The organism is Natronomonas marina (assembly GCF_024298905.1).
GTDB classification, from domain to species: domain Archaea; phylum Halobacteriota; class Halobacteria; order Halobacteriales; family Haloarculaceae; genus Natronomonas; species Natronomonas marina.
In genome coordinates, this window is record NZ_CP101154.1 from 3771789 (window position 1) to 3790059 (window position 18271).

At 70.1% G+C, this 18271-nt stretch carries 19 protein-coding genes and 1 tRNA gene; 11 read left to right on the top strand and 9 right to left on the bottom strand.

Translation table 11 applies throughout. From position 1 onward, the window contains the following. Window positions 1-8: 8 nt before the first annotated feature. Together NLF94_RS19685 and NLF94_RS19690 are read right to left on the bottom strand one after the other, a co-directional pair. A complete protein-coding gene (locus tag NLF94_RS19685) occupies window positions 9-650 on the bottom strand; it encodes an SWIM zinc finger family protein (protein WP_254839343.1) in 642 nt (213 codons plus the stop codon). A gap of 134 nt (window positions 651-784) precedes the next feature. Then, window positions 785-1795 carry a two-component system sensor histidine kinase NtrB gene (locus tag NLF94_RS19690; protein WP_254839344.1) on the bottom strand — a complete coding sequence of 337 codons (1011 nt, stop codon included), beginning with the start codon at window positions 1793-1795 and terminating at the stop codon, window positions 785-787. A 257-nt stretch (window positions 1796-2052) separates the two neighbouring features. Here NLF94_RS19690 and NLF94_RS19695 point away from each other — a divergent pair, with 257 nt between their 5' ends. Then, a complete protein-coding gene (locus NLF94_RS19695; RefSeq protein WP_254839345.1) occupies window positions 2053-2250 on the top strand; it encodes a DUF7472 family protein in 198 nt (65 codons plus the stop codon). Here NLF94_RS19695 and priL read toward each other — a convergent pair. Beyond that, the gene (priL, locus tag NLF94_RS19700; protein ID WP_254839346.1) at window positions 2244-3302 is read right to left on the bottom strand and encodes a DNA primase regulatory subunit PriL; all 1059 of its coding nucleotides are present in this window, start codon (window positions 3300-3302) and stop codon (window positions 2244-2246) included. The two genes, NLF94_RS19695 and priL, sit on opposite strands and share 7 nt — an antisense overlap. 73 nt (window positions 3303-3375) lie before the next feature. Beyond that, window positions 3376-3900: a cytochrome b N-terminal domain-containing protein gene (locus NLF94_RS19705; protein ID WP_254839347.1), complete on the bottom strand. Its 525-nt coding sequence runs from the start codon at window positions 3898-3900 to the stop codon at window positions 3376-3378. Between the two features lie 118 nt (window positions 3901-4018). Here NLF94_RS19705 and NLF94_RS19710 point away from each other — a divergent pair, with 118 nt between their 5' ends. Continuing rightward, complete coding sequence (locus NLF94_RS19710; RefSeq protein ID WP_254839348.1) at window positions 4019-4606, top strand: DUF7474 family protein; 588 nt, start codon at window positions 4019-4021, stop codon at window positions 4604-4606. On the opposite strand, the gene NLF94_RS19715 is transcribed toward NLF94_RS19710, so the two are convergent. Then, window positions 4607-4993 (bottom strand): hypothetical protein, encoded by a 387-nt coding sequence (locus NLF94_RS19715; RefSeq protein ID WP_254839349.1) that lies wholly within the window; start codon window positions 4991-4993, stop codon window positions 4607-4609. A 216-nt stretch (window positions 4994-5209) separates the two neighbouring features. On the opposite strand from NLF94_RS19715, the gene NLF94_RS19720 reads away from it, so the two are divergent. The 3 genes from NLF94_RS19720 (at window position 5210) to NLF94_RS19730 (ending at window position 8493) form a co-directional block, all read left to right on the top strand. Continuing rightward, window positions 5210-6394, top strand: a complete 1185-nt coding sequence (locus NLF94_RS19720; protein WP_254839350.1) for an aspartate kinase — start codon at window positions 5210-5212, stop codon at window positions 6392-6394. A 304-nt stretch (window positions 6395-6698) separates the two neighbouring features. After that, entirely contained in the window at window positions 6699-6986 is a 288-nt protein-coding gene (locus tag NLF94_RS19725) for a hypothetical protein (RefSeq protein ID WP_254839351.1), read from the top strand. Between the two features lie 145 nt (window positions 6987-7131). Next, entirely contained in the window at window positions 7132-8493 is a 1362-nt protein-coding gene (locus NLF94_RS19730) for a tryptophanase (RefSeq protein ID WP_254839352.1), read from the top strand. On the opposite strand, the gene NLF94_RS19735 is transcribed toward NLF94_RS19730, so the two are convergent. The 3 genes from NLF94_RS19735 to NLF94_RS19745 all read right to left on the bottom strand — a co-directional run bounded on the left by NLF94_RS19735 (window position 8494) and on the right by NLF94_RS19745 (window position 10046). After that, window positions 8494-9153, bottom strand: coding sequence for a metallophosphoesterase family protein (locus tag NLF94_RS19735; RefSeq protein WP_254839353.1), 660 nt, complete (start codon window positions 9151-9153; stop codon window positions 8494-8496). An 87-nt stretch (window positions 9154-9240) separates the two neighbouring features. Continuing rightward, on the bottom strand, window positions 9241-9435 hold the full coding sequence (locus NLF94_RS19740; protein WP_254839354.1) for a hypothetical protein: 195 nt from the start codon (window positions 9433-9435) through the stop codon (window positions 9241-9243). 26 nt (window positions 9436-9461) lie between these two features. Beyond that, window positions 9462-10046: an IMP cyclohydrolase gene (locus NLF94_RS19745; protein WP_254839355.1), complete on the bottom strand. Its 585-nt coding sequence runs from the start codon at window positions 10044-10046 to the stop codon at window positions 9462-9464. A gap of 122 nt (window positions 10047-10168) precedes the next feature. Here NLF94_RS19745 and NLF94_RS19750 point away from each other — a divergent pair, with 122 nt between their 5' ends. Together NLF94_RS19750 and NLF94_RS19755 are read left to right on the top strand one after the other, a co-directional pair. Then, entirely contained in the window at window positions 10169-11002 is an 834-nt protein-coding gene (locus NLF94_RS19750) for a homing endonuclease associated repeat-containing protein (RefSeq protein WP_254839356.1), read from the top strand. A gap of 27 nt (window positions 11003-11029) precedes the next feature. After that, window positions 11030-11102: transfer RNA gene (locus tag NLF94_RS19755), tRNA-Gln, on the top strand. A 40-nt stretch (window positions 11103-11142) separates the two neighbouring features. On the opposite strand, the gene NLF94_RS19760 is transcribed toward NLF94_RS19755, so the two are convergent. Then, window positions 11143-12051, bottom strand: coding sequence for a M48 family metalloprotease (locus tag NLF94_RS19760; protein ID WP_254839357.1), 909 nt, complete (start codon window positions 12049-12051; stop codon window positions 11143-11145). Window positions 12052-12151: 100 nt separating this feature from the next. On the opposite strand from NLF94_RS19760, the gene NLF94_RS19765 reads away from it, so the two are divergent. The 4 genes from NLF94_RS19765 (at window position 12152) to NLF94_RS19780 (ending at window position 18264) form a co-directional block, all read left to right on the top strand. Continuing rightward, entirely contained in the window at window positions 12152-12589 is a 438-nt protein-coding gene (locus NLF94_RS19765; RefSeq protein WP_254839358.1) for an OsmC family peroxiredoxin, read from the top strand. 85 nt (window positions 12590-12674) lie between these two features. After that, a complete protein-coding gene (locus tag NLF94_RS19770; protein WP_254839359.1) occupies window positions 12675-14453 on the top strand; it encodes a type II/IV secretion system ATPase subunit in 1779 nt (592 codons plus the stop codon). Between the two features lie 3 nt (window positions 14454-14456). After that, entirely contained in the window at window positions 14457-16631 is a 2175-nt protein-coding gene (locus NLF94_RS19775; RefSeq protein WP_254839360.1) for a type II secretion system F family protein, read from the top strand. Window position 16632: 1 nt separating this feature from the next. Next, window positions 16633-18264 carry a type IV pilin domain-containing protein gene (locus NLF94_RS19780; protein WP_254839361.1) on the top strand — a complete coding sequence of 544 codons (1632 nt, stop codon included), beginning with the start codon at window positions 16633-16635 and terminating at the stop codon, window positions 18262-18264. Window positions 18265-18271 lie beyond the last annotated feature (7 nt).

Sequence of the window (18271 nt, forward strand, 5' to 3'; positions counted from 1 at the left end):
TGACGGGTTCACTCGACGAGCGCCTGGTCGCGGACCGCGAGCCGAGAGTAGGGGAACGCGTAGCGCCGCCGCTCGTCGAGGTCGGCGTCGCCGTCGAAGGGGTAGACGACCTCGACGACCGGGTCGTCGGCCGGGTAGCCGTCGTTGGCGGGGTAGTCGGCGACCGTACAGTCGGCGGCCTCGATGAACCGCTCGTCGGCCCGCTCGCCGGTCAGCCGGTAAACGACGACGGTGTCGCCCGTCTCGCGGTCGGTGGCGAAGTCGCCGCGCTCCAGCCAGCAGTCCCCACAGACGGCGGGGCCCTCCTCGGGGACGAACGACTCGCGGCCACAGATCGCACAGTCGCCCCGGCGCTTTCCGGGCGGCGGGACGCGGCCCTCGGTCACCTCGATGGCGACCCGGCGGAGGTGCTTGCAGCGCTCGCCGCGAATCTCGTGGTCCGGGCAGGTGCAGTCGCTCCGCGGCAGCGAGACCACGTACGTCGCGCCGGAGGCGCTGTCGACGGCGTAGCGGCCGCGGCCGAGCGGACGGACGGCCATCGCCTCGGTCCAGGCCCGGGCCGACCGGTCCTCGAGCAGTCGGGTGTCGGGCGCCAGCGGGCGCCGACGGGACGAGTCCGATGACGCGGCCGTGTGTTCGGGGTGCGTCATTCCAGTCGAAACGTAGGGGCTGAACGCTAATGAGTCGCTCGACGTTTCACTACTTTTCGGACGCTGCGGACCGTTCTAACGTCTCCAACCTCCGTTTCACCTCTGGACTCACCCCCCGGTAGCTGTCGGCAGCGCTACTCCTCGAAGGTCGGGCCCGCGATCTCGAAGCGGGCGCCGCCGGTCTCGCTTTCGGTCACGTCGACGTCCCATCCGTGGGCTTCGACGACGTTCTCGACGAGCGTGAGGCCGTATCCGGTTCCCTCCTCGCTCGTGGTGTACCCCTTCTCGAACACCTTGCCCCGCTCTTCCGGGGCGATCCCCGGTCCGTCGTCGGCAACGTACAGGCGGCCGTCCTCGACGCCGACGCGGATCGTCACGTTGGAGTCGCCGTGTTCGACGGCATTTCGGAACAGGTTCTCGAAGACCTGCAGCAGTCGGTCCTCGTCGGCACGAACCGCCACGCCGCCGGTCTCGATCTGCAGGGTCGCCTCCGGCGTCGCGGTCGTCGACCACGCGTCCGCTATCACGGCGTCGAGGGCGACCCGCTCGCGTTCCTCGACGGTTTCGCCCGCCCGGGCGAGCGCGAGCAGTTCCTCGGCCAGTTCGCGCATCCGCGAGTGGGCGTCGTCGACGCGGTCCAGATACGAGAGGTCGCCGGTCTCCCTGGCGAGGTCGACGTTGCCTTCGGCGACCGTCAGCAGGTTCTTGACGTCGTGGCTGAGGATCGAGCCGAAGTCGTCGAGCCGCTCGTTTTGTCGTTCGAGATGCCGTTCGTAGGTGCGGCGGTCGGTCACGTCGACGTTGATGGCGACGAAGTGCGACACCTCCCCCGTCTCGTCGGTCACCGGCGCGATGGTCTGGTCGACGACGTACTGTTCGCCGGACTTCCGCTCGTTTACGAGTTCGTTCCGCCAGACCTCGCCGCTCAGTATCGTCTCCCAGAGTTCCTCGTAGAACGCCCGGTCGTGTTCGCCGGATTTCAGGATACGCGGCGTCTTGCCGATCGCCTCCTCGGCGGTGTAGCCCGTCGTCTCCTCGAAGGCCGGGTTGACGTACTCGATGACGCCGTTCGCGTCGGTGAAGTATATCGAGTGGCCAGCGGCCTCGACCGCCCGGCGAAAGAGCTTCCGTTCCAGTTCGATCATCCGTGAAATGTCGCTGTCTCCCCGTGTGGTCGAACGTATGCCGCAGTGATATAAACCGGCTTCGTATACGGTGGTGAAATAAGGCGCTCCCGTGTTCCGATCGTGACCGTTCCTTGGTGGGGGTCTCGGGTGCGGCGTAGCGGGACCGACATCGACGGAACCCCGGTGCGGCGCCCCCGACGGACGCCGCCCGACCCGTCGGCGACGCGGAGCGCGGCTTCGAAGCCCTTTTCCCGGCTACAATCGCAGGGGCGAGCATGGACCGGGATGCCGCCGTCGAAGCCGCGGTCGCGTTCGTCGGCGTCGGGACGCTCGCCGCGATCATCATCGGGATCGGTCTCACCTACAACGACAGCGGGCTCTCCGCCGACGGCGGCCTCGCGCTCGTCGGTGCCGTCGGCTTCTTCATCGTCTTCATGTCGCTCATCGGCCTCGGCCTGTCGCGCCGTCACTGAGCGCGCCAGTCCGCGATCCGGTCGTCGGGGGTCCGTTCCAGGTTCCGCTCGTAGTACGACAGCGGGTGCGGGATCGTCTCACAGAGGTCGTCCTTGTTCACGCAGTCGCCGTACTCGACCATCACGGCACACGATGGCGGCGCGGCGACGGCGCCGTCCTCGTCGCGGAGTCGCCCGACCTGCGATTCGACGGCGTCGGCGGCCGCCCCGGAGACGTCGCACAGTTCGGTGACCTCCTCGGCATCAAGACCGGCGGCCACGAGGAATGACACGAGCGCGAACCGGGAGTGGGAGGGCAGCGTCTCGCCGTCGCGGGCCCGCGACAGGAGCGCCCGCATACAGGGCGGAAAGAGGCCGGGCGCTGCCGTCTCGAACGACGTCGGCGGGTCGATGTCGGCGACGCTGCGGCGGATCGCGGTCAGTTCCGCCGAGAGAGGGTCGGCGACGGCGTCGGGGACCGACAGCGGTAGCCCCTCGGCGACGCGACGCCGGACCGCCTCCCGGAGCATCGTGTACAGCTCCGGGCGGTCGACGGGGACCGTCCCGTCGGCCAGCGGCCGGGTGACGAGCCGCCACTCGTCGCCGTCCAGCGACCCCGCGAGCCGCAGGTAGGCGGTGACGACGACGTCGAACCGGCCGTCGCCGACCGGCGTCACCCCGCCCGACAGCCCGAAGTCCGAGAGCAGGCCATCGAGGGTGAGCCGCTCGTCACCGGCGCTCTTCAGTTCGATGTCGCTCTCGAAGTCGTCGACGAACCGCTCGCGGGCGGTTGCCGCCTCGGCCGCGGCGTACTTTTCGACGGCGCCGGGCACGTCCAGCAGGGACACGAGGACGCGCGCAATCGGGTACGAGAGCAGTTCCGCGCGGTCGCTGTAGGCCCGCGGCTCCGCGGCGTCGGTGGTCCCCTCCAGCAGCGCCCGCTGGACCCGCTCGCGGCCGCGCTCGACGGCCGGGCCGCCCTCGGCGACGAGCGACGCGAGGTCGACGTCGGCAGCCTCGACGGCCTCCCTGGAGGCCTCGAGGAATGGGTACCGGGCGTGGAGCCGCTCCATACCCACCGGTATCGCGGCGGCGCCGATAAACGCACCGACCCCGAGGCCCGTCCCGCGGTGGACCGTGGGCGAACTACCCGCCGGGGGACTGCGCCGTTCGAGCGGAACGACGACGGAACAGGGAGACAGCGACGGCGAGCGTCCCGACGACGCCGAGTCCGACGACGGCGTAGTGATACCGGAAGGCGGCCCGCGGCGTCGCCTCCGAGAGCGTGAAGCCGCCGAACAGCGCGAGTGCCATCGGTTCGCCGACGACCGGCACGCCGAGGAACAGTTCGAGTCCGACCTGACCCGCGTAGTACGAGAGCTGCGTCCACGGGAGCAGCAGGCTCGTGTAGGCGTACAGGACGACCAGCGGCATCGAGACGACGGCGCCGACCGCGTAGCGTCGCGCATCGACGACGCCGAGTACCGCCCCGAGCACCGGCACGCCGAAGGCGCCGACGGCGAGCAGGAGTCGGACCGATTCCGCGGGCAGCACGGTCGGCGCACCGGCGAGCAGCGCCACGTCGACGAGTACGAGGCCGGCGACGAGGCCCAACAGGAGGGCTTCGAGCACCGACGCGGGCTCTCGACTCGGACTCCGGAGTGTGGCCATACCGGTCCCGAGGCGACGCTCGAACATGATTTTTGTCGTACGCTGTGCGGACGGAACCAACCGCCCGGGCTCGCAGTCGACACGCCTATACTCGCGGCCGCTCACCGAACGAACAGCCGTGCGCCTCAGGTACCGCTGTCCGGGCTGTCGGACGACGAGCAACCTCCACGATCCGGGCTGTGAGTTCGAGGGCGTCGACCGGGTCGACGTCGAGAAGGCCTACACGGACCTGCTGTCGGCGCTCTCGGTGCGGACCTTCGACGACGAGGAGGCCCTCCGGGAGGACGCCCCCGGCCGCTGGAGCGGCCTGCACGCCGCGGTGCTGTCGCGGCTCCGAAGCGACCAGCGGGTCGTCGAGGAGGACGGCCACCTCCGCCTGCTCGACCCCGAGGAGTTCAAAGAGCGGGTCGCCCAGCCGACCTTCGAGCCGCTGAAGACCATCTACGAGAAGGGCAGCGTCCCCGGTGCCCACGACCACTCGGTGTTCGCAATGCTGGCGTTCTACGAGATGGTGGGGCTCTCCTGGGAGGAGGCCCACGAGAACACCGTCGAGTGGCTGGAGGCGTCGGGGACGTGGGCCCGCGGCGGCTTCGAGGAGTCGACGCCGGAGGAACTGGTCGACTCGAAGAGGCACGTCTACGAGGAGGGCTACGGCTGGAAGCAGGCCGCCACGGAGGCGAAGGCGGTCATCGACCGCCGGCTCTGATCACTCCGGCGGCTCCCACCGGTAGCGCGTCGTCTGCGTGCCGTCGAAGCGGGGCCCGGGGCCGTACTCGTCGAAGTCGCTGGCCTCGATGGCCTCCCGGGTCGCCTCGTCGCCCTCCGGGACCAGCAACTCGACGTCCATACCCTCCTGGCTGGCGAAGCGGGTCGGCTCCTCGAGCAGTCGCTCGCACAGCTTTGGGTCGCCCTCGAGTTGGGTCACATGGACGGTCCGGTCGGTGGCGTCGTAGCTGACGAACCCCTCGACTCCGCCGTCGTCCGCCACCCGGACCGTCCGGTCGTGGACCAGGTTCCGCATGACGTCGGCGGGCGCGCCGGTCAGCGCCGCGAGCCGCTCGGCGTCCGCCTCGACGGCGTCCCGTATCTCCATGTCATCCCATATCGCACTCAGCCGGATTAAACTTCCCCGTCGCGGCACCGGGTTTCCCCGGACGTGTCGGGGACGTTCCCGGACCGCCCGCGACCTCGTGCTGCAATAATCGCCGGAAGGCAGGCCGTTGGCAAACCTTCCAGAGATGAACAGGATTATCTCCCGCGACTGGCTACCCGCGGGTATGAGAGAGTACACCGTACAGCGGGTGAGAGCATGCGCGTAGTCGCCAAGTTCGGGGGAACGAGCCTCGGCAACGGCGACCGCGTCAACCGGGCGGCCGACTCCATCACCGAGGCCGTCGAGGCGGGCCACGAGGTCGCCGTCGTCGCCTCTGCCATGGGTTCGACGACGGACTTCCTGCTCGACGCCATCACCTTCGAGGCCGACGAGGCCGACGAGGCCGAGATCGTCTCGATGGGCGAACGCACCTCGGTCCGGATGCTGAAGGCCGCGCTGGGCGCTCGCGGCGTCGACGCGAAGTTCGTCGAACCCGGCATGGACGAGTGGCCCGTCATCACCGACGAGCACGGCGAGGTCGACGTCGAGGAGACGCGCCGCCGCGCCAAGCAACTCGCCGCCGACATGGCGGCCAGCGGCTACGTTCCCGTCATCAGCGGCTTCGTCGCCCAGGACCACGCCGGCAACGTGACCACGCTCGGCCGCGGCGGATCCGACACCACCGCCCTCATGATGGGCAACTACATGGAGGCCGACGAGGTCGTCATCATCACCGACGTCGAGGGCGTGATGACGGGCGATCCACGCGTCGTCGAGGGCGCGCGCAACGTCGGCGAGATCACCGTCGACGAACTCCGCAACCTCTCCTTCCGCGGCGCCGAAGTCGTCGCGCCGTCGGCGCTGTCGTACAAGACCGGCGACATGGTCGTCCGCGTCGCCCACTACCAGCACGGCGATCTGCTGGAGGGCGGCACCACCATCGAGGGCCAGTTCGAGAACCTCATCGACCTCCGGGAGACGCCGCTGGCCTGCATCACCGTCGCCGGCCGTGCCATCCGGAACACGCCCGGCATCCTCTCGGAACTCTCCGTGGCGCTGTCCGACTCCGACATCAACGTCGACGCCGTCTCCAGCGGCATGGACTCCGTCACGTTCTACATCGACGAGGAGGTCGCCGAACACGCCGAGAACGTCCTCCACCAGGCCGTCATCGACGCCGAACCCCTCTCCAGCGTCACCGTCGACGACAACGTCGCCGTCATCCGCGTGACGGGCGGCCAACTGCCCAACCAGTCCGGCGTCCTCCAGGACATCATCGCGCCCATCTCCGAGGCCCACATCACCATCTACGACCTCATCACCAGCGCCACCTCCGTCGCCGTCTTCGTCGACTGGGAGGACCGCGAGGAGGCCCTGGATATCATGCAGGACGCGGTCTGAAACCCACTTTTTACTCCTTCGGGTTCCGCGCCGTGGGCGCGGAACCACTACTCTGCTCACGGCGACTACGTCGCCGTTCGCGCGGTGAGCGGGACCTTCGGTCCCGCACAAGTCGCAAAAACGTGGGGAAAAACTACCGTCCCGGCTGCTCACCGCTCACGGCTCGCACCTCGCGCTCGCCGTTCGCACGTTCCCGGCCGGTTCACCGCTCGCTCCCTGCGGTCGCTCGCGGATGTTCTGACGGAACTCCGGGTCGGTCGAAGTGAACGGAACACTTTCCAGTTATCCGTAACGATGGCCCGCCATGAGTTGGCTCGGAAGCCCCCAACTCCAGTTCGTGGCCGTCGTCTTCGGCGTGGTGGTGGCCGGTCTCGGCGGATACGGGTACTACGCCGACCGACTCTCCCGGTCGGAACTCACGTTCACGATGGTTGGTGTCGCCGCGTTGCTCGCGTACGGCATCGCGGGAGCGGCGACGGTTCTCTCGCTTCCACGATTCGTATCGGACCTCCTCGCCGGCGTCGCTGGACTGTCGTTCGTCGGACTGTTCCTCTACTGGGCATACAGCCAGGAGACCGAGGCGAGCGATTGATTCGCACGTCGCGTCTCCGGGCGCAGTCGGTCTTCCGCTGAAACGGCCTGCCGCCTCCAGTCCCGGCTACCGACCGACAGAGTCGTCCGTTCGTGTACCGACGCCCGCACCGAGTTTTTTGCCGGCGGACGGCGGTTGCCCGGACGTGCGCAACTACAAGGCGAAGGTCGTCGAGCCGGTCCGGCTGCCCGACGCCGACGAGCGGCGGGCGGCACTGGAGGCCGCCGGCTACAACGTCTTTGGCCTCGACGCCGAGGACGTCTACGTCGACCTCCTGACCGACAGCGGCACCGGCGCGATGAGCCACGACCAGTGGGCGGCGCTGCACCGCGGCGACGAGTCCTACGCCGGCAGCCGGTCCTTCGAGCGGTTCCGCGACGCCGTCGAGGCGGTGATGGGCTTCGAGCGAGTAGTACCGACCCACCAGGGCCGCGGCGCCGAGAACGTCCTCTTCGGCGCGCTGCTCGACGATGGCGATGTGGTCCCCAACAACACCCACTTCGACACGACGCGGGCCCACGTCGCAAACCAGGGCGCCGAGCCGGCCGACTGCCCGCTCTCGGTCGGCCTGGACCCCGACGCCGACCACCCGTTCAAGGGCAACATGAACCTCGACCGGCTCCGGTCGGTCGTCGACGAGGCCGGCGCCGAGAACGTTCCGGTGATTCTGCTGACCATCACGAACAACTCGATGGCGGGCCAGCCGGTCAGCGTCGAGAACACCCGCCGCGTCGCGGCGTTCGCCGACGAGATAGACGCCACCTTCGTTATCGACGCCTGCCGGTTCGCCGAGAACGCCGCCTTCGTCGGCGCCCGCGAAGACGAGTTCGCCGACGCCGAAATTGCCGATATCGCCCGCGAACAGCTCTCGTACGCCGACGCGGTGACGATGAGCGGCAAGAAGGACGCCCTGACGAACGTCGGCGGCTTCGTCGCCTGCCGGGACGAGGGCCTCTTCGAACGGTGCAAGGAGCGGGCCATCCTCTACGAGGGGTTCCCGACCTACGGCGGGCTGGCGGGCCGGGACCTGGAAGCGATGGCGGTCGGCCTCCGGGAGGCGGTCCAGCGCCGCTACGTCACCGACCGCCTGGAGGGGGTCGCCGAACTCGGTCGCCGGCTCGTCGCGGCTGGCGTCCCCGTCTACCAGCCGTTCGGCGGCCACGCCGTCTACGTCGACGCCGGGCGGTTCCTGCCGCAAATCGACGACGAGGCCTTCCCCGGGCAGGCGCTGGTCTGTGAGTGCTACCTCGAGGGGGCGGTCCGCGGCGTCGAACTCGGGAGCTTCGCCTTCCCGGGGACGGACCGGCCGGAACTCGTCCGGCTCGCGCTGCCGCGGCGGACCTACGGGCTGGAACACCTCGAGCACGTCGCCGACACCGTCGCCGCCGTCTACGACCGGCGGGAGGCGGTTCCGGGCATGGAACTCACGAGCGAACCGGCGACGCCCGAGTTGCGGCACTTCTCGGCGTCGCTGTCGCCGCGGGGCCCGCTCGGGGCCGCGGACTAGCTATCGGCCCTTTTTCAGCCGCTGGCCGGTGTCCCGCGGCAGGCCGGCCGCCTCGACGGCCTCGACCACGCGCTCGACATCGTACTCGACGCGCCGTTCCTCGACCGTCAGGGCGTCGAGGTCGACGACGGCGTAGGCCGCCCGCGGGTCGTCGTCGCGGGGCTGGCCCACTGATCCCGGGTTCATCACGACGCCGTCGTCGAACCGCTCGTGGGCCTGGACGTGGGTGTGGCCCATCACGAGGACGTCCTCGCCCTCCAGCAGGCGCTCGGCGAACAGCGCCGGGTACGTGTAGCGGTTCGGGTCGTCGGGGTGGCCGTGGACGACCTTCATCCGGCCGTCGAAGCAGCGCCGCTCGTCGGGCAGGTCGGCGAGCCACTCGATTCGTGCCTCGTCGAGTTCCTCGCGGGCGTGTTCGACGCCGGCGTCGGCCATGCCGTTACCGGCGAACCCGGTCCCCGTCACGACCGCGCGGTCGTGGTTGCCCATAATCGTCGGCACCTCGCGGTCGCGGAGTTCGTCCACGCAGTCGGCCGGCCAGGGGTTGTAGCCGACCACGTCGCCGGCACAGACCACGGCGTCGATGTCCGGCATGTCCGAGAGCACCGCCTCGAGGGCGACCCGGTTGGCGTGGATGTCGGAGATGACGCCCACTAGCATGCGTCGGGTCTTGGGACGGCCTCGGCTAAGGGCTGGCGGTCCCCCGCGCTCGTCATGCTGGCGTGGCCGCCATTGCCGACGGCGGGCTCACATCCGGGAGGCTTCCTTGGCGTCCTCGGCGTGTTCGAGGGCGAACGTCAGCTGTGCGCGGTGGAGCCGCTCCAGTTCTTCGGGGTCGGCCTCGGCCAGCTGGGTCGTCACCTCCAGCCCCGGGAGCTTCGTCTTCATCCTCGCGTCGCCGCCGCCCAGCGCCTCCTCCAGGTCGATGTCGATGTCGGACATCGGCGTACGGTAGGCGCCGCACCCCCTTACGCTTGGGGCCCGTTGTAGAAGTCGGTCGTGAAGCCGTCGTCAGTCTCGGCGACGGCGGCCGCACACACCGGGTGTTCGAGGTCGAACTCGTAGAGTTCCCGAGCCATCTCGGCGGGGTCGGTGGTCTCGAGGTCGACCGCTTCCGGTCGGTCCTTCTCGTAGGTGGCCACGAGCGTCGGTTCCTCGACGGCGTGGACGAGGAGGGCGTCCCGGCGGACGATGCCGACGTAGCTCTCGGCGCCGACGACGCCCGCGATGCGGGGCGTGTCGTAGTCGTCCTTCTCGTAGTCCAGCGCGAGCAGCGTCTCCGCCAGCGCGTCCCTGGCCGGATAGCCCGCCTCCAGTTTCTCGACGATGGGGTCGACCTGGGTGCCGTTGCCCACGACGGCCGCCTCGCCGTCGGCGGTCGTCCGCAGGCAGTTGTACGAGATGTAGGGGTTGTCCGTCGCCGGGGCGTCGGCGGTCGGCGCGACGGTGAGCGTCCCGTCGCGGTCGACGACCTGCCGGTTCGGGAACGACCGCGAGGAGACCCGGTAGGCGGCCCGGTCCGGTGCGACGACGATGAATCGACCGACGTACATACCCGTGGATGCCCGCGGCGGCGGTATGTCGGTGTCGGTTCGTCCCGCGTCGAGGGGCCGACGCCACGCGGCACTTTCACTCCGTGGCCGGCCTTTTGTACGATGCCGCGGGAAGCGACCGTATGGCGACGTCGGAGGCCGAGTGTCTCGACGCGCTCCGGGAGGCCGCCGAACGACTCGGCGAGTCGCCGACGAAAGCGGCGTACGAGGAACTCGGGTTGCAGCCGGCATCGGCGACGATAATACGGCAACTGGGCGGCTGGAACGCGGCCAAGGAGGCGGCGGGACTGGAGACGAACCCCTCGACCGGCACGCGGGTCGGGCCGAAGCCCGGCGACGTGGAGCTCCCGGACGGCCGGTCGTGGGCGGAACTGTCGGTCGACCAGCGGTGGCACTACCGCAACCGGGAGCACAACACCGAGCGGACGCTTCGCCGCCGGGCGAGGCTCAGACGCTGGGTCAACGAGAGAAAGGAGGAACGGGGCTGTGCGCACTGTGGGCGATCCGACCCCGCGGTGCTCGACTTCCACCACCGCGAGGACGCGGGGAAGACGATGGACGTCGGGACGATGGTCACGTACGGTCACGGAAGGGATTCCCTCGCCGACGAGATGGCCAACTGCGACGTCCTCTGTGCGAACTGCCATCGACGAGAACACCACACTCCGCCGACGGAGGCGCTCCGCCGCTGGGTTCACGAGCGGAAGCAGTCGAGTGGCGGTTGTGAGCGATGTGACGAGGACGACCCCGCGGTACTCGACTTCCACCACGTCACTGAGGACAAGAACGCCAGTATCGCGCGCATGGTCGCCGACGGGCGTCCGAAAGCGGACGTCGAATCAGAGATGGCTCGGTGTCGCGTGCTCTGTGCGAACTGTCACCGTCGGGAACACTTCGAACCGCCCGCGCCGTCGAGCGGCGTCGAGGGGTCGGGCGAACACGACAATCATAAATAGCATCGCGGCGTTCGTTCCTCCGCAGGCAGTCCCGTAGTGTAGTGGCCAATCACGTGGGCTTCTGGGGCCCACAACGGAGGTTCGAATCCTCCCGGGACTACTTCTTCCGACGTTCGAACCCTCGAGCAGCGCCTCCACTCTCACCCCGGCGTCGGCGCGCCCTCCCCCTCGTCCGGCGTCCGGCGCCGGAGCCGTGCGATGCGGGCGGCGTAGGTGGGGTGCGTCGAGAACAGTCGCAACACCGGGTGGACCCGCGCCTGGTCGGTGCCGGCGGCGTCGTCCAGCGCGGTCAGAAGCGAAACGATCGCATCGACCGACGTGCGGCGTGCGGCGACGGCGTCGGCCCGGAACTCGAGACGTCGCATGGTCCGGTAGGCGACGAGGCGCTCGACGGCGACGGCCGCGAGGAGGGCCGCGGCCGCCGCCGGGACGAGCGCGTCGAAGAGCGCCGTCACGACCGCCGCACCCGCTCCCAGGACGGCCACGCTGACGCCGCCCCGGAGCAGGACGTGTCGCTCCCCGTGGTGGCAGGCCTCGTGGGCGAGCAGCGCGGCCACCTGCGGGGCCGGGAGGTACTCGAGTGCGAACTCGCTGACGCCGATCACGTCCCGGAACGGGCCGCCGATGGCGTAGCCGTTCACCGGGCCGTCCGTCGTGTCGGTGACGACCACTACCTCGCACGTCAGGGCGGGAAGGGTCTCGACGACCGCCGCCTCCTCGGGTGTCGGCGGCCGGGCCTCGTAGCGATACACCGCGAGGAGAGGCGAGAGGGTGACGGTCGCCGCGAGCAGGCCGACCACGCCCCACACCCACACGGCGAAGGGTGCCGTCAGGACGAGCAGCGCGGCGACGACCGTGGCGGCCGTCGGGAGGACCGCCCCGACCGCGCCCCTGGCGAGTGCCCGCGCCGCCGAGAGTTCGCCCGACGCGGGGAACCACGCGACCTCGCCGAGTTCGAGGAGCGGCGAGTCGAGGATCCACTGGTGGAGTGCGGCGACGACGACCGCGGCGACGGCGAGTCCCACCGTGAGGACGACGACGGGCTCCATGATTGCCCCTTCGACCACCGGCCTGAAAAGACGACCTGCCGTGGCGCGGTCGGCCCCGAAGGTTGAATACCCCTGGCGTGTTGTTTCTGATAGAACATTTATGCCTGTCAGGAGCTCCGAGGCGACCTGGCGCGGCGGCGTCCACGACGGCGACGGCGAACTGGAACTCGGCAGCGGCGCCTGGCAGGGCCGCTACACCTTCCGGTCCCGGTTCGAGGCCGACGAGCCGAAAAAGAGCAACCCCGAGGAACTGCTGGCGGCCGGCCACGCGGGCTGTTACTCGCTGGCGCTGGCCAACCGCCTGGAGGGGGCAGGCCACGAACCCGACCGGGTGCACACGACGGCCGACTGCCACATCGAGATGGACGACGAGAAGGGACCGACCATCACCCGTATCGACCTCGAAACCGAGGCGACGGTCGAGGGCATCGACGACGAGCGGTTTCGGGAGATGGCCCACGCGGCGAAGGTCGGCTGTCCGGTCTCCCGGGCCGTGAACGCCCCCGAAATCACGCTCGAAGCCGAGCGGGTGGCGTGACGATGGGGCCGCCGTCCCCACCGGCGCTGGCCCCGGAATCGGGCTTTTTTACGTGCGGCCTCTCCAGTAGGGACATCCCCACAGCATGAGCGAGGAGGACCCGACCCAGGAGGGGGCCGAGGGGGGCGAGCGGTTCGTCCTCGAGGAGGTCGACGAGGCGGTGGCGGAACGAGCGATGGATGCCGTCCTCCGGAGCGGTCGGGGCGACGTCTCGACGACGCCGCGACAGGAGGTCCAGCGGACCGTTCTGGACGACGTGGAGGCGTACTTCGAGAGGGCCTACGATCCCGCCGACCTGGGGCTGTCGGCGCCCGACCCCGAGACGGTCCGGGAGGGGTGGTTCGACTTCGACTACCTCGACACCTACGAGACGGTCTCGTGGCACTGGTCGCGGCGTCCCTACTCGTACACGTCCATCATCTACGACCCGGCGGAGAACGAGTACCGATACCACGTCGTCGACCCCCGACTGACGGAGTTCGAGGAGTACGTCCGCGAGGACCTGGTGCGGACGCTCCGGCAGGACCTGATGCACCGCGACGTCGGCGCCGACGAACAGCGCCGGGACGTGTTCGACGAGGAGATCGGTCGCGTCCTCGACGAGCACGCCGCGGCCGTGCCGTCGGCGACGCTGCTGCGGGTGGTGTACTATCTCCGGCGTGACTTCGTCCGGTACGGGAAGATCGATCCGCTGATGCAGGACCCCGAGATCGAGGACATCTCCTGTGACGGCGCGGGCGTCCCGCTGTACGTCTATCACGGCGGCTACCGGGATCTGGAGACGAACCTGACGTTCACGGAGGAGCGACTGGACGCGTTCGTCACGCGGCTCGCCCAGCGGGCCGGCAAGTCCGTGACGGCCGCCGACCCGTTGCTCGACGCGAGCCTCCCGGACGGCTCGCGCGCGCAGTTCACGCTGGGGACCGACGTCAGCCTCCGCGGGTCGACGTTCACCATCCGACGGTTCTCCGAGGACCCCTTCACGCCGACCGACCTCGTCGAGTTCGGTACGTTCAGCCTCGACCAGATGGCCTATCTCTGGCTGCTCGTCGAGAACGGAATGTCGGTGATGTTCGCCGGCGGCACCGGCTCCGGGAAGACGACGAGTCTGAACGCCATCTCGTACTTCATCCCGCCGGGCAACAAGATCGTCTCCATCGAGGACACCCCGGAGGTGCGGCTCCCCCACCAGAACTGGGTGCGGAACGTGACGCGGGAGTCCTCGACGGCGGAGGGACAGGGCGAGATTACGATGTTCGACCTGCTGGAGTCGGCGCTCCGACAGCGCCCCGAGTACCTGCTGGTCGGCGAGATACGGGCCAACCCCCAGGTCGCCTTCACGTTCTTCCAGGCCATCTCGACGGGCCACACGGCGTACACGACGTTCCACGCCGACTCCGCCGACAGCGCGATGCGCCGCCTCGAGAACGAGCCGCTCAACATCCCCGGACAGATGATCGGCAGCCTCGACGTCATCTCGATCCAGCGGCAGGTCCGCACCGAGGAGGGTCGGGTTCGCCGGAACCACAAACTGGTCGAACTCACGCCCCGGCGGGACGGCGACGGTGTCCGGACGCGGGACGTTTTCGCCCGCGACCCGGCGACCGACGCCTTCGAACAGCGGGGGGAGTCGCTGCTGCTCGACGAGATCAAGTACGAGCGCGGCTGGGACGACGACCGCCTCCGGCGGGAACTGTCGCTCCGCCGGGAGGTGCTGCGCTACCTCCGCCGCGAGAACATCAACCACCACGACGACGTCGGGCGCGTCATCCGGACCTTCCACCGGCGCCCGGAGACGGTCGTGCGACGGATCCGGGAGGACAGCCTCGACCCGGCGGAACTCTCGTATCCGGTGGGCGAGTAACCCATGGCGGACGAGCACGACGGCGGTGGCGAGCGGTCGACGCCGGCCGACGCCGGGACCGGGGAGGCGGCCACCGGCGACGCGGGCGACGAGGCGCCGACTCCCGGAACCGATCCCGGCGGCGACATCGGGCGCGACGTGACGCTCGACGAGGAGGCCTTCGGGGAAGCCTACGGCGGGACCCCGGAGGCCGAGCGGAACCCCGAGGAGATGTTCCAGCGCCCCGGCCAGCGGAGTTCCGCCCTCCGGACCCTCGAGCGGGCGGACCTCAGGGACCACTACGGGCCCGTCCGGACGTGGTTCAAGCAGCGCGAGGGGGCCTACACGGAGTTCCAGCGCCGGCTCACGCAGGCGTGGATGCGACGGACCTACGACCAGTACCTCGCCTCGATGGTCGCGAGGATGTGCTACATTGCGGTCGCCGGCGTCCTCGTCGGTCTCGTCGCCGCCGGTATCCTGCTGGGGGCGGCGCAGTACGGCGTCCTGCCGGCGGTGCTGCGCGGTGCTGGCGTCCCGGTCACGACGCTTGCGGCGGTCGTGGCGGTGCTGTCGGCGGCCGCCGGCCTGCTGGGGGCCGGCGCCTACTGGGCCTGGCGGCGCGTCCTCCTGCTCCGGCGACGAATCGCACAACGCCGCCGCAACATCAACTACAATCTCCCCTATGCGGTCACGTTCATGTACGCCCTGTCGCGGGCGGGCGTCAGCTTCGACCGGATACTCGTCCGGCTGGCCGACTCCAAGGAGACCTACGGCGCCGTCGGCCAGGAGTTCGACCGGGTGGTCCGCGACGTGGAGATGTTCGGCAACAACGTCTACACCGGCCTGGAGAACCTCCGGTCGGTCACGCCGAGCGCGGAACTCCGGCGACTCACCGACGACATCATGACGATACTGGAGACCGGCGGTGACCTCTCGGCGTTCCTCCGGGAGGAGATCGACACCCAGCTCGACACCGCCGTCGAGCAGCAGGAGGCGTTCATCGAGCGGCTGGAGCTTCTGAGCGAGATCTTCGTCGTCGGGCTCGTCGCCGCCCCGCTGTTCGTGCTGGTCGTCCTCCTGGTCATCAGCTTCCTCGGCGTCGAGACGTTCACCGTCATGGCGGCGCTCGTCTACCTGATCGTCCCGCTCGCACTCGTCGCCTTCGGCGTGTTCGTCGACGTCGTCAGCGAGCCGTACAAGGAGCGGCCCGTGTCGTTCTCCAGCGTCGACGCGGCGCCCGCACCGCCGACGGCCGAGGCGGCTCCCGACTGGTGGCAGTCCCACCAGCGGAGCAAGCAGCTGACGGGCCTCCGAAACCGGCTCCGGGCGCAGGTCACGCGGATCCGCGAGGACCCCTGGCGCGCGCTCGTGTTCTCGGTCCCCGTCGCCGTCGCCGTTCCGGTCGTCGGCGTCCTGATGGGGGTCGTCTCCCCGACGCTGCCGGCGCTGCTGTCGCGTCCCGTCGCGGTCACGACCGTGCTGGCGGCCGCGCCGCTGCTCGTCGCCACGACCCCCGTCGCGGTGGTCTACGAGCGGCGGCGCCGGCAGGAACTGGCGTTCCGGCGGCGGTTCCCGGACCTGTTGCAGCTGCTGGCCGCGAGCAACCGGCGCGGCCTCTCGCTGACCCGCGGGCTGGACATCGTCACCGAATCGACGTCGGGCCGGCTCGGCGAGGAGCTCCGGAAGCTCCGCAACGACATCGAGTGGAACGCAGACCTCCCGGCCGCTTTCGAGGCGTTCGGCGACCGGCTCGTCTCCCCGACCCTGACGCGGACGGTCAACCTCGTCGCCGAGGGGAGCCGCGCGACGAGCGACCTGCACGTCGTTTTGGGGGTCGCGGCGACGGACACCGCCGAACGCGCTCGCCTCCGCCGGGAGCGCCGACAGACGCTGCAGTCGTACCTCGTCATCGTCGTCGTCGGCTTCCTCGTCTACCTGCTGGTCGTGCTCCTGCTGGCGGCGAACTTCCTCGAGCCCATCGAGGCGGTCCGGACCGAGGGCGCCACCGACGCCGGCCCGATCAGCCTCGGGGACGTGCCCGTCGACCGGCTCCGGGTCCTCCTCTTTCACTCCGCGCTCGTCCAGGGGTTCGGCAGCGGCGTGCTGGCGGGGAAGCTGGCCGAGAACAGCCTCTACAGCGGCCTCAAGTATGGCATCGGGCTCGTCATCCTGACGCTCGTCGTCTTCACGGTGTTTTGAGATGCCAGGAAACGACGGCACTCGGTCGACCGACTCGCCGGCGGGCGACGCCGGTCGCTCGCTCCGCGCCGACGCCCGGGGCGTCTCCCCCGTCGTCGGCGCGGTGCTGATGCTCGCGGTGGCGATGCTGCTGCTTTCGGTCCTCCAGACGACGGCCATCCCGGCGCTGAACGCCCAACAGGAGTTCCAGCACAACCAGGACCTCCAGACGGACCTCGTCGAACTCGAGACGACGGTCGACCGGGTCGCCGCAATCGGGACCGGCGAGACGACGCCGGTGGCGGTCGGCCTCCGGTATCCGCCGCGACTCGTGTTCGTCAACCCACCGCCGGTCAGCGGCCGCCTCCGGACGACCGACCCCCGGAACGCGACGATAGCGAACGCGCGGGCGCCGGGCGAGACGGGCGACTACTGGGACGGCACGACCCGGCGGATTCCCACGCGGACCGTCGTCTACAGCCCCGCCTACAACGAGTACGGCGACGCCCCGACGACGGTGTACGAGCCGTGGGTCGTCTACAACCGCCAGGACGACGCGAGCGTCCCGCTGACGGGGACGGACCTGGTCGACGGCCGGCGCATCTCGCTGGTCGCCATCGACGGCGAGTACTCGGCGTCGCGGGCCGGCACCGTCGGCGTGAACGCCGAACCCGAGAGCGCGCCGGTCCGGGTCGTGACGGTACGCAACGACACGGGGCCGGTGACCCTGACCGTCCCGACGGGGCTCCGCAACGACACCTGGACGCGGCTTCTCGAGGCCGAACTCGCGGCCAACGGCGGCAACGTCACCGGCATCGACTGTGCCGACGAGCCACCCGCCCCCTGCGGCGAGTTGACGCTGACGCTCTCGCCCGGCAGTTACGACCTCCACCTCGGCGAGGTGGCGCTGGACGGCTCCGACCGCGAACCGGCGACCTACCTCACCGACGTCGAGGGCAACGCGACGGCGGTCCCCGAGTCCGGCCGCCAGCGGCTCGCCGTCGAGGCGCGCGACCGGTTCGACAACCCGGTCAGCGGCGTCCCCGTGGCCGCGTCGGTCGCCGACGGCCCGGGCGAGGTCGACCGGGTGCGGCCGACGAGCGGGCCGGACGGCCGGGCCGTCTTCGTCTATCGCGCGCCCGACGACGTCGCGGAGAGTCAGTCCGTGACCGTCACCGCCCGCTTCGGCGACGGCGCCGAACAGCGGACCGTCGACTTCGACGTCCGCGTTGTCGACCTCGACCCCGGCACCGGTCCGCCCCCGGGTCCAGGCCCGGGACCGCCGCCGGGAACCAGCGCCGACGCCGTCGCCGGCGTCGAGGAGTCGGTCGACAGCGGGAACGTCCCGGGCCGCGACCGCGGCCGGGAGATAACGTTCGACCTGCGGGCGACCGAGGCGGTGACCGTCACGGACTTCTCGGTCCAGACCCGCGGGGACCTCGCCGGGCGACCGTTCGTCGACCGCGGGACGACCTTCGACGGGTCCGAACCGCGGGTGACGTTCCAGGGCGAAGTCGGGGTCGTACTGCGGGAGTTCGGCGGGAGCGGCAACCTCGGCGTCGAGGAGTTCGTCGACCCGAGCGACGAGGACGCCGTCGTCGTCGTCACCCTCCAGTTCGACGACGGGAGCACGCGCACGCTGGGGATAGCGTAGGCGGGCG

What these genes read in the sequence shown, in the direction of transcription:
- NLF94_RS19685 (WP_254839343.1), bottom strand. Translation starts at nt 650, where the DNA reads ATGACGCACCCCGAACACACGGCCGCGTCATCGGACTCGTCCCGTCGG.
- NLF94_RS19690 (WP_254839344.1), bottom strand. Translation starts at nt 1,795, where the DNA reads ATGATCGAACTGGAACGGAAGCTCTTTCGCCGGGCGGTCGAGGCCGCT.
- NLF94_RS19695 (WP_254839345.1), top strand. Translation starts at nt 2,053, where the DNA reads ATGGACCGGGATGCCGCCGTCGAAGCCGCGGTCGCGTTCGTCGGCGTC.
- priL (WP_254839346.1), bottom strand. Translation starts at nt 3,302, where the DNA reads ATGGAGCGGCTCCACGCCCGGTACCCATTCCTCGAGGCCTCCAGGGAG.
- NLF94_RS19705 (WP_254839347.1), bottom strand. Translation starts at nt 3,900, where the DNA reads ATGGCCACACTCCGGAGTCCGAGTCGAGAGCCCGCGTCGGTGCTCGAA.
- NLF94_RS19715 (WP_254839349.1), bottom strand. Translation starts at nt 4,993, where the DNA reads ATGGAGATACGGGACGCCGTCGAGGCGGACGCCGAGCGGCTCGCGGCG.
- NLF94_RS19720 (WP_254839350.1), top strand. Translation starts at nt 5,210, where the DNA reads ATGCGCGTAGTCGCCAAGTTCGGGGGAACGAGCCTCGGCAACGGCGAC.
- NLF94_RS19725 (WP_254839351.1), top strand. Translation starts at nt 6,699, where the DNA reads ATGAGTTGGCTCGGAAGCCCCCAACTCCAGTTCGTGGCCGTCGTCTTC.
- NLF94_RS19735 (WP_254839353.1), bottom strand. Translation starts at nt 9,153, where the DNA reads ATGCTAGTGGGCGTCATCTCCGACATCCACGCCAACCGGGTCGCCCTC.
- NLF94_RS19740 (WP_254839354.1), bottom strand. Translation starts at nt 9,435, where the DNA reads ATGTCCGACATCGACATCGACCTGGAGGAGGCGCTGGGCGGCGGCGAC.
- NLF94_RS19745 (WP_254839355.1), bottom strand. Translation starts at nt 10,046, where the DNA reads ATGTACGTCGGTCGATTCATCGTCGTCGCACCGGACCGGGCCGCCTAC.
- NLF94_RS19750 (WP_254839356.1), top strand. Translation starts at nt 10,169, where the DNA reads ATGGCGACGTCGGAGGCCGAGTGTCTCGACGCGCTCCGGGAGGCCGCC.
- NLF94_RS19760 (WP_254839357.1), bottom strand. Translation starts at nt 12,051, where the DNA reads ATGGAGCCCGTCGTCGTCCTCACGGTGGGACTCGCCGTCGCCGCGGTC.
- NLF94_RS19765 (WP_254839358.1), top strand. Translation starts at nt 12,152, where the DNA reads ATGCCTGTCAGGAGCTCCGAGGCGACCTGGCGCGGCGGCGTCCACGAC.
- NLF94_RS19770 (WP_254839359.1), top strand. Translation starts at nt 12,675, where the DNA reads ATGAGCGAGGAGGACCCGACCCAGGAGGGGGCCGAGGGGGGCGAGCGG.
- NLF94_RS19775 (WP_254839360.1), top strand. Translation starts at nt 14,457, where the DNA reads ATGGCGGACGAGCACGACGGCGGTGGCGAGCGGTCGACGCCGGCCGAC.
- NLF94_RS19780 (WP_254839361.1), top strand. Translation starts at nt 16,633, where the DNA reads ATGCCAGGAAACGACGGCACTCGGTCGACCGACTCGCCGGCGGGCGAC.